Origin of the sequence: Micromonospora purpureochromogenes (assembly GCF_900091515.1) — a bacterium.
GTDB classification, from domain to species: Bacteria; Actinomycetota; Actinomycetes; order Mycobacteriales; family Micromonosporaceae; genus Micromonospora; species Micromonospora purpureochromogenes.
Map to the genome: position 1 here is coordinate 1130028 of NZ_LT607410.1, position 11766 is coordinate 1141793.

10 protein-coding genes and 1 riboswitch are annotated in these 11766 nt (G+C 76.4%); of the genes, 4 read left to right on the plus strand and 6 right to left on the minus strand.

All coding sequences use genetic code 11. The features are described from left to right. Nucleotides 1-26 precede the first annotated feature (26 nt). The 3 genes from GA0074696_RS05250 to GA0074696_RS05260 form a co-directional block, all read right to left on the minus strand. Complete coding sequence (locus GA0074696_RS05250; RefSeq protein ID WP_231925269.1) at nucleotides 27-269, minus strand: hypothetical protein; 243 nt, start codon at nucleotides 267-269, stop codon at nucleotides 27-29. Nucleotides 270-419: 150 nt separating this feature from the next. Continuing rightward, a complete protein-coding gene (locus GA0074696_RS05255) occupies nucleotides 420-1340 on the minus strand; it encodes a GNAT family N-acetyltransferase (protein WP_088960047.1) in 921 nt (306 codons plus the stop codon). Nucleotides 1341-1386: 46 nt separating this feature from the next. Continuing rightward, complete coding sequence (locus tag GA0074696_RS05260) at nucleotides 1387-3927, minus strand: S8 family serine peptidase (protein ID WP_088960048.1); 2541 nt, start codon at nucleotides 3925-3927, stop codon at nucleotides 1387-1389. Between the two features lie 162 nt (nucleotides 3928-4089). Here GA0074696_RS05260 and GA0074696_RS05265 point away from each other — a divergent pair, with 162 nt between their 5' ends. Both GA0074696_RS05265 and GA0074696_RS05270 read left to right on the plus strand, forming a co-directional pair. Further along, a complete protein-coding gene (locus GA0074696_RS05265) occupies nucleotides 4090-5922 on the plus strand; it encodes a glycerol-3-phosphate dehydrogenase/oxidase (RefSeq protein WP_088960049.1) in 1833 nt (610 codons plus the stop codon). Between the two features lie 76 nt (nucleotides 5923-5998). After that, on the plus strand, nucleotides 5999-6514 hold the full coding sequence (locus tag GA0074696_RS05270; protein ID WP_231925270.1) for a hypothetical protein: 516 nt from the start codon (nucleotides 5999-6001) through the stop codon (nucleotides 6512-6514). Between the two features lie 30 nt (nucleotides 6515-6544). Here the strand turns inward: GA0074696_RS05270 and GA0074696_RS05275 are convergent, their stop codons facing one another. Further along, nucleotides 6545-7945, minus strand: a complete 1401-nt coding sequence (locus GA0074696_RS05275; RefSeq protein ID WP_088960051.1) for an FAD-binding oxidoreductase — start codon at nucleotides 7943-7945, stop codon at nucleotides 6545-6547. Nucleotides 7946-7980: 35 nt separating this feature from the next. Here GA0074696_RS05275 and GA0074696_RS05280 point away from each other — a divergent pair, with 35 nt between their 5' ends. Further along, the gene (locus GA0074696_RS05280) at nucleotides 7981-8253 is read left to right on the plus strand and encodes a DUF4031 domain-containing protein (protein ID WP_088960052.1); all 273 of its coding nucleotides are present in this window, start codon (nucleotides 7981-7983) and stop codon (nucleotides 8251-8253) included. A gap of 49 nt (nucleotides 8254-8302) precedes the next feature. On the opposite strand, the gene GA0074696_RS05285 is transcribed toward GA0074696_RS05280, so the two are convergent. Further along, nucleotides 8303-8938: an HD domain-containing protein gene (locus tag GA0074696_RS05285; protein WP_088960053.1), complete on the minus strand. Its 636-nt coding sequence runs from the start codon at nucleotides 8936-8938 to the stop codon at nucleotides 8303-8305. A gap of 65 nt (nucleotides 8939-9003) precedes the next feature. Between GA0074696_RS05285 and GA0074696_RS05290 the strand changes: the two genes are divergently transcribed. Further along, complete coding sequence (locus GA0074696_RS05290; protein WP_231925403.1) at nucleotides 9004-10263, plus strand: FUSC family protein; 1260 nt, start codon at nucleotides 9004-9006, stop codon at nucleotides 10261-10263. 44 nt (nucleotides 10264-10307) lie between these two features. On the opposite strand, the gene GA0074696_RS05295 is transcribed toward GA0074696_RS05290, so the two are convergent. Beyond that, a complete protein-coding gene (locus GA0074696_RS05295; RefSeq protein ID WP_088960055.1) occupies nucleotides 10308-11576 on the minus strand; it encodes an aminotransferase class V-fold PLP-dependent enzyme in 1269 nt (422 codons plus the stop codon). 48 nt (nucleotides 11577-11624) lie between these two features. Beyond that, nucleotides 11625-11746, minus strand: a riboswitch (SAM riboswitch). Between the last annotated feature and the right edge of the window lie 20 nt (nucleotides 11747-11766).

Below are 11766 nucleotides of genomic sequence, written 5' to 3' on the forward strand. Positions count from 1 at the left end.
CGAGCGGTCCGCCCCTTTCCGTCTCCTCAGGGCAGGCTGCGCTGGTTACGCCGCTTCTGCGCCCGGTCGTACGGTGGGCGGATGGCGACCGGCTCGTCGACCACGGTCACCAGCTCCTCGGCCTCCGGCTCGTCGACGCCGGTCATCTCGGCAAGCTGCTCCGCGTCGCCGTAGTCCCGCCGGTCGAACGGCACCGCGATGGGCGGCTCGCCGATCGGCGCCCAGGTGCGGGGCACCGGATCGTCGGTCTGTTCGTCGTCCGTGGTCATGGGTCGCCTCCTCTACCGAAACGGTAGGGGGCAACCATCACCCATGCGGGCGAATGGCATTATCAGGGTCTATATCCCATTCGCCCGTTTATCGATATGTCGCGGTCTTTCGCGGAGCCGCGCGCCTCGCCCGGCCGGCCGGCGAAGCCGTCAGAGCGTACGGCGGTACAGGAAGAAGACCCGCTCGATCCGGGCGCCCGCGCTGCCGGAGTAGAACGGCACCGGGCCCACCCAGCCGATCTGCGCCGCGCTGATCCCGGCCTCGTGCTGATCGCGCAGGCAGCGGCGCAGCAGCACCCCGCCGATGCCCGAGCCCTCCGCCGCCGGCGCGGTGCCCATCGGCCCGAACCAGCTCGGCCGCGATGATCCCCAGGCCGCGAAGCCGAGGATCTCGCCGTCCCGCTCCGCAAGGTGGCAGCCCGCGTCGGCGCGGCCGACCGAGCCGGCCAGCTCGCCGTCCCAGGCGCCGCCGAAGGTGGACCGGGCGAACGCGGCCAGCGCCGGCAGGTCCGCCGGCTCCGCCCGGCGTACCGACACGCCCTGGCCGGCCAGCCTCGCCTCCGCCGGCTTCGTCGTGCGCAGCGCCGGCGACCCGTCGTACGACAGGTCGGCCGTCATGTTCCACGCCGTACGGTCCTGCCGGTAGCCCAGCGCCAGCGCCAGGCAGACCGCCGGGGTGTACCGCACGTCGATGCCCGGCCAGGCGTAGTACGGCGGGTTCCCGGCCAGCAGCAGCTCGGCCACGCCGAGGCCGGCGAGCCGCCGTTCCGCCTCGGCCACCAGCGCCCGGCCGACCCCCCGGCGCCGCCGCTGCGGCGCGACGGCCAGCAGGTCGACGTGCCCGAGGCGCGGGTCCGCCGCCGAGACCGAGCCGATCAGCACCCCGATCAGCTCGTCCCCCGCGTACGCCCCGACCGCCAGTACCGTCCGGTCCGCCGAGGCCCGGGGCCAGAGGGCGGTGACCACGGACTCCGCCTCGGCGGCGTCCTCGGGCAGGTCGAGCGCGCGTCCGCAGAGCGCGACGACGGCGGGGACCCGGTCGGCGGGCAGGTCGGCGAGGGTGAACTCCATGGTGGCCGACCCTAGATCAACCACCACGGGTCGGCGCAAGGCCCGATCAGCCGGCCCGGGCCGCCCGCACCGCCGCGTACGCGTCGACGAGGCCCGCGCCGGTGATGTTCGCGTCCCCGCCGCAGGCGTCCTGAGGTGCGCGGGAGCGGTAGCTCGGCTGCGCCGGCTGCGCCGTCTCCCGCAGGATCCGGCGGGTGCGCTCCAGGTCGCCGACGAGCGCCGGGTTCGCCGACCACATCAGTGCCACCACGCCCGCCACCTGCGGGGTCGCCATCGAGGTGCCGTCCAGGGTGGCGTAGCCACCGCCCGGCATCGCGGAGAGCACGCCCGCGCCCGGCGCGAGCACGTCCGGCTTGGCCGCGTCCCCCGGGGCCGGTCCGCGACTGGAGAAGAGGGTCACCCGGCGGTTGCGGTCCACCGCGCCGACGGTCAACACGTCCGGGTACGGCGCGGGCGGGTCGGCGATCGAGCCGCAGTACGGCCCGGTGTTGCCGGCCGCCGCGACCACCAGGATGCCGGCGGCGGCCAGCGCGTCGGCGGCCGGCCGGAGCGCCCGCGGGTCGCAGCCCTCGATCGGCGGGCAGCCCCAGGAGTTGGTCAGCACGTCCGGCGCGCGCGCCGGACGACCGTCGGCGAACGGGTCCCCGCCGGGCGGGAAGGGGGCCAGCATGAACTGGAGGCAGTCCAGGTAGTGCGCGGGGCTGCCGAGGTTGCGGTCGAGGTTGACGCAGCCCACCCAGCGCGCGCCCGGGGCCACCCCGATGCCGTCCCGACCCACCGCGCTGCCCACCGTGTGGGTGCCGTGCCCGCCCGCGTCGTTCGGCGAGCGGGTGTGGTCCCACGGGTCGTACCAGGAGTCGTCGCCGCCCCGGAAGCCGTCGGCCAGCGCCGGGTGGCGGCCGTCCACGCCCGAGTCGGAGCTGCCCACCACCACGCCCGAACCGGTCACCCCCAGCTCCGACCAGACCCGGTCGGCGCCGAGCAGCCGGATGTTCCAGGCCGGGCCGACCGGCGCCGGCGCGTCGCCGGAGGTGGTCGGGGCGGGGGCGGGCAGCGGCCGTACCCGCTGGCTGACCAGGACGCGGGAGACCTCGGGACGGCCGGACAGCCAGGCCCGCACCGCCGGCCCGCCGTCGATCTCGATCGCGTTGACCAGGTAGTACGGCCTCGGGTGCAGGCGCAGTCGGCCCAGCTCGCGGCGCAGGTCGCCCTGGGTCCGCTCGGCGGTGGCGACCAGCCGGGAGTACACCTCGGCGGCGCGCCCGTCCCGACCGGCCCGGCCCGGCGTACCGGCCGGGATGCCGGCCAGGTCGGCCTGCTCGCGCAGCACCACCAGCAGCCGCTCGCCGTGCAGTCCGGGCTGCCCGGGGACCGCGTCCACCACCCCGACCGCGACCAGCAGCACGCCGGCGGCCAGCCCGGCCACCCGCCGGCTGGGCGTGACCGCCCGGGGCCGGGCGAGCAGGACGCCGTACCCGACGGCGAGCAGGACCGCGACGGCGAGCCCGGCGACCGCGGCGGCCGCCACCCAGAACGGCACGTCGCGGGTGGTGGCCAGGAGGATCGAGACCTCCTCCGGGTCGGCGAAGGCGAGCGGACCGAACAGCACCAGGCCGACCAGCCAGCGCACCGGCCCGGCGGTCCGGCCGCCGGTCCGGCGGCTGGCCGCGTACAGGGCGGCCAGCGTGAAGGCGGCCGGGGGCACGGCGAGCAGGGCGGGCAGTTGGGCCCCGGACTGCCCGGTGCCGGCGGCCAGCAGCAGCAGGGTGACCCCGCCGACCAACCCGCCGAGGAACACCAGCCGGGCGGGCCGGGGCGGCTCGCCGCCCCCGAGCGAAAACCAGAACCGCCCGTCGAGCAGCACCCCGGCCAGCGCGCCGAGCGCCGCCGCGGCCAGCGCGGCGAGCACGGTCTCCAGCGGGCCGCCCAGCGCGCCGAGCCAGGCCCAGGGAAGCAGCAGGGCCAGCCCGGCGGCCACCGCGAGCAGGGTGACCGGACCGGGCCGGCGGCCGCCTGCCGTGCCGGCGGCGCTCCCCCGCCGCCCGGTGCGACCCGCGCCGTCCGGCTCATCGGGGGTCGTCGCCGGCCCCGGCTCGCCGTCCGGTGCCTCGGCGGTGGTCGCCGCCCCCGGCTCGACCCCCGGCCCGTCGGACAGGGCGCGGCGTCGGGCCGGTAGCCGGGCGGCGACCAGGGCCAGCCCGGCGGCGGTGGCGGCCAGCGCCGCCAGATAGAGCTCGTGGTGCACCGGCGGGAGGGCGCGCAGCGCGCCGAGCGCGCCGAGCGCCAGCGCTCCGGCCAGCCAGGCCCGGCCGGTGGCCCGCAGCGCCGGGGAGCGGGGGAGCAGCGCCAGCAGCAGGGCCGGCAGGCCGACCAGCAGGACGCCGGCCAGGGAGAGCACCGGCCAGAGCCACGGCCACCGGTCCAGCCCGCTGGCGAGCCGTACCTGGTCGACGGACCAGCCGGCGACCTGGAGCAGCACGGTGGTCGCCACCGTCCAGCCGCCCGCCAGCACCGCCGCCACCACCGCCCAGGGGTTGGCGGATCCGCCGGTTCCGTCGCTTCCGGTGGGAGGTGGCTCGGGCCGCATCCGGAAACAGTACGACGCCCGGCCCGCCCCCCGACGTCCGTCGCGTCCCGGGGTGCCTGGATCGCGCGATCCGGGTCGCGCGGTGGGTGATCAATGCCTCTCCCGGCCCCTGGCGGGGGACAGGACCTGCTGCCCGGGGCCCCGGGCGGTTACGGTGGACCCGTGCGCGACCCCAACGTGACCCGATCCGCCGCCGGCCAGCTCTCCCCGGAGCGCCGCGCCGCGGACCTGCGCCGCCTCCGGTCCGAACGGTTCGACGTGCTGGTCATCGGTGGTGGGGTGACCGGGGCGGGTGCCGCGCTGGACGCCGCCTCCCGTGGGCTCAAGGTGGCCCTGGTGGAGGCCCGCGACTACGCCGCCGGCACCTCCAGCCGGTCCAGCAAGTTGATCCACGGCGGCCTGCGCTACCTGGAGCAGTTGGAGTTCCATCTGGTCCACGAGGCGCTCACCGAGCGCGGCCTGCTCGCCACCCGGCTCGCCCCGCACCTGGTCCGGCCGGTGCCGTTCCTGGTGCCGCTGCCCGCCGGCCGTGGCCTGCGGGACCTGCCGGCCCGGGCGTTCCGCCGCTCCTACTACGGCGCCGGAGTGGCCGCGTACGACGCCTTCGCCGGGGTCTTCGGCGGTGGGCGGGGGATGCCGCTGCACCGGCACCTGACCCGCGAGGGCGCCCGCCGGATCTTCCCCAGCCTGCGGGCCGACTCGCTGGCCGGCGCCATCCGCTACTACGACGGCCAGGTCGACGACGCCCGGCTGGTGGTGACCCTGGCCCGCACCGCGGCCAGCCTGGGCGCGACCGTGGTGAGCAGCGCCCGCGCGGTCGGGCTGATCCGGCAGGCCCGCGAGGTGACCGGGGTCCGGGTCCGCGACCTGGAGGCGCCCGCCGGTTCGCCGGACGCCGAGTTCGAGGTACGCGCGCGCACCGTCATCGGGGCCACCGGCGTGTGGAGCGACGACATGTCGCGGATGCTCAACGACGTCGGACTGCGCCCGGGCATCCGGGTGCGGGCCTCCAAGGGCGTGCACCTGGTCGTCCCCCGCTCCGCGATCACCGGGGAGACCGGGCTGATCCTGCGCACGGCCACCAGCGTGCTCTTCGTCATCCCCTGGGGCGGGCACTGGATCATCGGCACCACGGACACCGACTGGCGGCTGGACCGCTCCCACCCGTCCGCCTCCGCCCGCGACATCCAGTACCTGCTCGACCAGGTCAACACCGTGCTCGACCGGCCGCTGTCCACGGCGGACATCGAGGGCGTCTACGCCGGGCTGCGCCCGCTGCTCGCCGGCGAGGCGGACTCCACCTCCAAGCTCTCCCGCGAGCACGCCGTCTTCGAGCCGATGCTGGGGCTGCTCCTGGTCGCCGGCGGCAAGTACACGACGTACCGGGTGATGGCCTCCGACGTGGTGGACCGGGCGGTCCGCCGGCTCGGCGGCGGTCGCCCCTCCCGCACCGCCGACCTGCCGCTGCTCGGCGCCGACGGCTACCAGGCCATGTGGCGGGACCGGGCCGACCTGGCCCGCCGGCACGGGGTGCCGGTCGGCGTCGTCGAGCACCTGCTGGAGCGGTACGGCACGCTGACCCGGGAGCTGCTGGCCCTGGTGGACGCCGACCCGCTGCTCGCCTCGCCGCTGGCCGGCGCACCGGAGTACCTGGCCGCCGAGGTGACGTACGCGGCCCGTGCCGAGGGGGCGCTGCACCTGGAGGACGTACTGACCCGGCGTACCCGGATCTCCTTCGAGACCACCCACCGCGGCCTGGAGTCGGCCGGGCACACCGCGGAGCTGATGGGCGCGGTGCTCGGCTGGGACGCGGCCACCCGCGAGCGCGAGATCACGCACTACCGGGCCCGGGTCGAGGCGGAGCGGGAGTCGCAGCTGATGCCGGACGACGCCACCGCCGACGCGGCCCGGCTCGGCGCGCCGGACGTGCGGGGGTTCGCCGCCGACCGGGGCGTCGACGGGGACAGCGCCGGGCTGCCCACCTCGTCGCGCTGACCGACCGTTACACCCATCGATGCCCGTACGGTCGGCGGGTACCGGTCGCTACCTACGGTGGGGTAAGTTGCGGCGCGTGGTTCCCAACCAGTGGTCACGCACGCTCATGGTCTGCGCCGGTGCCGTCCTGACGATCGCCCTCACCGCCTGCTCGGTGTTCGACCGCGACGGCACGGATTCCACACCGGACAAGGCCGCGGCCGCGACGGCCTCCCCGGGCGCCGGAGCGGCCAACCGGGTCAGCCTGGTGCAGAAGCTCGGTCAGGACGGTCCGCTGCGGTCGCTCAACGTCGAGCCGGACGGCCACTGGGAGTGCGACGACTGCGCTGGCGACGGCGTGACCTCGACGGGCAGCCTCGACCCCGAGCAGGTGAAGCGGCTGCACGACCTGCTCGCCGACCCGCGCCTGCGGCAGGAGACCGACGAGGCCCGCCGCTACCGGGTCAGTTGCATCGACGCGCTGACCTCCAGCCTGCTCACCTCGGCCGGCCTGATCACCTCTCAGGACTGCCCGGGCGAGGATCGGCCGCCGGTGGCCAACGAGATCCTGCTGCTGCTCACCCAGGCCACCCCCGCCGAGCCCACCGCCTGACCCGCACCCCGGCAGCGGCCGGGCCGCGCCTCAGAGCACCTTGCCCGGGTTGAGCAGCCCGGCCGGGTCGAGCGCCGCCTTGATCGCCTGGTGCACCCGCACCCCGACCGGACCGATCTCCCGGGCCAGCCAGTCCCGCTTGAGCAGCCCGACGCCGTGCTCGCCGGTGCAGGTGCCGCCGAGGTCCAGGCCCAGCCGCATGATCTCGTCGAAGGCGCGCCGGCCCCGCTCCAGGCTGGCCGGGTCCGCCCGGTCCACCACGATGTTCGGGTGCATGTTGCCGTCCCCGGCGTGCCCGACGACGCCGATCGGCACGTCGCACTTCTCGGCGATCCGGGCCACCCCGTCCAGCAACGCCGCGAGCGAGCCGCGCGGCACCGCCACGTCGTCGATCACCAGACCGCCGTTGCCAGCCGGAAAGGCGTCCGCGGCGAACTTCTCCATCGCCGGGTGCGCCAGCCGGCGGGCCTGGAGCAGCGCCGCCGCCTCGACCGCGTCGGTGGCCGTGTACACCTCCTCGGCGCCGGCGGCCTCGCAGACCTCGGCCAGCCGGGCCAGGTCGTCCGCCGCCCGCGCGCCGGTGTCCGCCGCGGCCAGCAGCAGCGCCTGCGCGTCGGTCCGCAACCCCATCGGCCGGTACGCCTCGATCGCCCGCAGGTGGGTGCGGTCGAGCAGTTCCAGCAGGCTGGGGGTGAGTCCCCGGGCGGCGATCTGGGCCACCGCCGTGCCCGCCTCGGCGGTCGAGCCGAAGACCGCCACCATGGTCAGCGACTCCTCGGGCGCCGGGCGCAGCGACACGGTGATCTCGGTGAGCACCCCGAGGGTGCCCTCCGAGCCGACGAAGAGCCGGGTCAGGTCGTAGCCGGCGACCCCCTTGGCGGTGCGCCGGCCGGTGCGCAGCACCTCGCCGGAGGCGAGCACGACCTCCAGGCCGAGGACGTACTCGGTGGTCACGCCGTACTTGACGCAGCACATGCCGCCGGCGTTGGTGGCGACGTTGCCGCCGATGGTGGAGGACTCCCAGGAGCCCGGGTCCGGCGGGTAGTACAGGCCGTGCTCGGCCACCGCCGCCGCGAGCCTGGCGTTGACCACGCCGGGCTGGACCACGGCGATCCGGCTCACCGGGTCGATCTCCAGGATGGCGTCCATCGCCACCGTGCTGAGCACCACCGCGCCGTCGATCGCGTTCGCGGCGCCGGCCAGGCCGGTCCGGGCACCCTGCGGCACCACCGGTACGCCGTGCCGGGCGGCGGCCCGGACCACGGCGGCCACCTGCCCGGTGTCGCGCGGGCGGGTCACCACCAGCGGCGTACCGGCCGGGCACAGGTCCGCCTCGTCGCGCTGGTGCATCCGGAGCAGATCGGGGTCGGTGAGGACGGCGTCGTCGCCGAGCGCCGCACGCAGGTCGTCGAGGAGGGGGGATCCGGCCATGCGGGAGAGGCTAACCGGCGGCTAGATTGGCCGCCATGCTGTACCTGGACCGACCCGCCTGGCCGTGGCGGGGACGGCTCTGGTCCCACCTGATCAGCGACGTCTCCCTCGCGGAGCTGCACGCCTTCGCCGAGGCGCTGGGCGCACCCCGGCGCGGCTTCGACCGCGACCACTACGACATCCCCGCCGAGCGCTTCGCCATGGCCGTCTGGCTCGGGGCCCGGGTGGTCCCCAGCCGGGAGCTGGTCCGCCTGCTCCGCGACGCGGGCCTGCGCCGCCCCAAACACCTGACCCGCCCCGCCCGTTGACCCCATCGCCCTTGCCCGGCGCGCTCGGTGCCGGCGAAGTGGGCGGGAGTCAGCTGAGGGTGGCGAGTTCGCGGGTGAGGTTGGCCCGGGCGGGGTCGGTCCAGCGGGCCGCGAGCGGGGGGAGCCGGTAGAGGGCGGGGAGCGCGAGCAGGGCGGTCAGCACGCGGGCTCGACCGGCCCGGAAGTCGGGCTCCGGCACGTGCGCGTACTCCGCGCGGATCGCGGCGGCGTACGCGTCGTACTCCTGTCGGGGCGCGGCGAGGATTGCCAGGTCGGCGTCGCAGAGCAGGGCGCCGTCCCGGTCGCCGGCGGTGGTGGCGTGCCCGGCGGTGAGCAGCACCAGCCGGCGCACCTCGGCCACCGCGGCGGCCGGCAGCCCCAGCGCGGTCAGCAGCGTGCCGGCCAGCGCGGCGCTGTCCCGCTCGTTGGCCTCGCCGGCCGCCTGGGGGTCGTAGACCGCGTCGTGGCACCAGGCGGCCAGCCGGACCAGCTCCGGCCGGTCGGCCAGCTCCGCGTACGCGTCGATCACGTCGAGCACGGCGGTCAGGTGCCGCACGGTGTGGTAGCGCCGCTGTGGCTCCCGCCACCGGGCCAGCAACTCCTCCCCGGCCCGGATCAGCGCCGGCCCGTCCGGGGCGCCGCCGTCCCGGGCGGCCGTCCGCCAGCGGTCGATCAGCTCGGTCACCCCGCCGAGTCTGCCCGAGCGGGCCGGGATGAACCGCGCCGGTACGGGTAGTCCCGGCCATGGCCGTGGCCCGGGACCGACGACTACCGCTGTGGCGTCGGCTCGGCCGGCGCGACGGTGAATCCGACGTCGACTCGATGCGCATCGCCGACGCGGTGGAGGAGTTGCGGCACCGCAGCCGCGCCACCCTGCACGACCGGTTGCACCGGGTCCGGATGGCTATGGGCCTCGCTCTCCAGGCCGGGGTCGCCGCGGCGCTGGCCTGGGTCGTCTCCCACGAGTTCCTGCACAACCCGCAGCCGGTCTTCGCGCCGATCTCGGCGGTCGGCACCCTGGCCGCCTCGGTCGGCCAGCGGCTGCGCCGGACGGTGGAGCTGATCATCGGGGTCGCGGTCGGGGTGTTCCTCGGCGACGTCCTGATCTACTTCCTCGGTACCGGGGGATGGCAGCTCGGCCTGGTGGTGACCTCGGCCATCCTGCTGACCATCTTCTTCGGCGCCAGCGTCGCCATCGTCATCCAGGCCGCGGCGACCGCGGTGCTGATCGTCACGCTCAGCCCCTCCACCCAGAACCTGGAGATACCCCGCTTCGTCGACGCGTTCATCGGCGGCGGCATCGCGCTGCTGGTGACGGCGATCCTGCTGCCGCTCAACCCGCTACGCGTGATCAACCGGGCCGCTCGGCCGGCGCTGGACCTGCTCGCCGCCCAGCTCGACATCACCGCCGAGGCGCTGCGCAGCCGGGACCGCCGCGGTGCCCAGGAGGCCCTGGAACGGCTCCGGGAGAACAAGGACGAACTGGCCGCCTTCACCGAGGCGATCGAGGGCGCGAAGGAGACCAGCACCCTCTCGCCGGCCCGGTGGCACCGGCGCAGCGAGCTGACCCACTACGCGGAGGCCGCCGACCCGATCGACCGGGCCATGCGCAACAGCGGCACCCTGATCCGGCGCGCCGTCACCATGATCGAGGACGAGGAGCCGGTGCCGGAGCCGCTGCCGGACGCGGTGGCCCACCTCGCCGAGGTGGTGCGCCTGCTCCGGCACGAGTTCGCCGTCGGTGAGGAACCGGAGAAGGCGCGGGAACGCTCGTTGCGCGCGGTCAGCGAGGCGGGCCGGGCCTACGCGGCGGGCGTCGGCTTTTCCGGCAGCGTGGTGGTCGCCCAGGTGCGTACCACCGCCAGCGACCTCATGGTCGCCTCCGGCATCGACCAGGAGGAGGCGAACCAGCTGGTCCGGAGGGCCTTCGGCGACCAGGAGAAGCCGGCCGGCGAGCCGGCGGAGCGGCAGGGCGCTCCGAAGCCCCCCACCGCCCCGCCGATCGGCTGAACCCCGCCCGCACCGGCCCCGCCTGAGCGCCCGCGCGCCCGCGCTCAGCTCAGGGCCGCGAGCGCGGCCAGCAGCCGGTCCACGTCCGCCACGGTGCTGCCCAGCCCGAGGCTGGCCCGCAGCGCGGTCGGCGGCAGGTCGTCCCGCCCGGCGCGCGCCGCCGCCTCGGCGAGCAGCCGCCGGGCCAGCGGGTGCGCGCAGAACAGGCCGTCGCGTACCCCGATGTCGTGCTCCCGCGCCAGGTACGCGGCCACCTCGGCGGAGTCCCGACCGGCCAGCACGAACGACACGATCCCCACCCGGCGCGCGTCGGGGGAGAAGGTGCGCAGCTCGACGGCGTCCGGCAGCGCGGCGAGCCCGTCGCGCAGGCGGTCCACCAGCCGCTGCTCGTGGGCGTGCAGCGCCGCCCGGTCCGCCCCGGCCAGCGCCGCGCAGACGGCGGCCAGGGCGACCGCGCCGAGCAGGTTGGGCGTACCGCCCTCGTGCCGGTCCGGGCCGGTCGTCCAGCGCACCTCGTGGGTGGCCGCGCCGACGTGGCTGGTGGCGCCGCCCCCGGCCAGGTACGGCGGGGCGACGTCCAGCCAGTCCGCCCGGCCGAGCAGGATCCCCGCGCCGAACGGGGCGTACAGCTTGTGTCCGGAGACGGCCAGGTAGTCCACGTCCAGCGCGGCGACGTCCACCGGCGCGTGCGGGGCGAGCTGGGCGGCGTCCACCACGATCCGGGCGGCGTGCCGGCGGGCCACCCGGGCCAGCTCGGCCACCGGCCAGCGTTCGCCGGTCACGTTGCTCGCCCCGGTCACCGCGACCAGCACCGGCAGCGCGGACGTGGCGCCCCGGCGCAGCTCGGCCAGCGCGGCGTCCAGCGCCCGGACCGCCCCGGCGGGGCTGTCCGGCACCGGCAGGCGGACCGAGCCGCGCGGCCAGGGCAGCAGGTTGGCGTGGTGCTCCCCGGCGAAGGTGACCACCGTGGTGCCCGGGGGCAGCGCCCTGGCCAGCAGGTTGAGCGCGTCGGTGGTGTTGCGGGTGAACACCACGTGGTCGTCGGGCCGGGCGCCGAAGAAGTCGCCGACCGTCTGCCGGGCCCGCTCGTAGGCCAGGGTGCAGCGTCGCGACAGCGCCCCGGCGCCGCGGTGCACGCTGGCGTACCAGGGCAGCAGCTCGGCCACCGCGTCGGCCGCGGCCCGCGCGCAGGGTGCGCTGGCGGCGTGGTCCAGGTTCACCTGCCCGGGTACGCCGAGCACGCCGAGCGGATCCGGCCCGGTCGACGCCGGTGTGACGGTGGCCGGGGCGGGCGGTACGAGGGTGAGGGTCATGTGGGCCTCCGGGGTCCAGGGACCCCGGGTGTGGGCACACCGGGACGGGGTCCGCGCTTGCCCAGCACGTGGATCGGGCTGGGCCCGGTCATCACCCGGGGCACCCCACCGCGAACCTCGACGAGGGTTGCCGGCCAGCAAGCCGGGGCTTGACGCTGGCGCTCGTGACCTGACCGCAGCATAACCACCA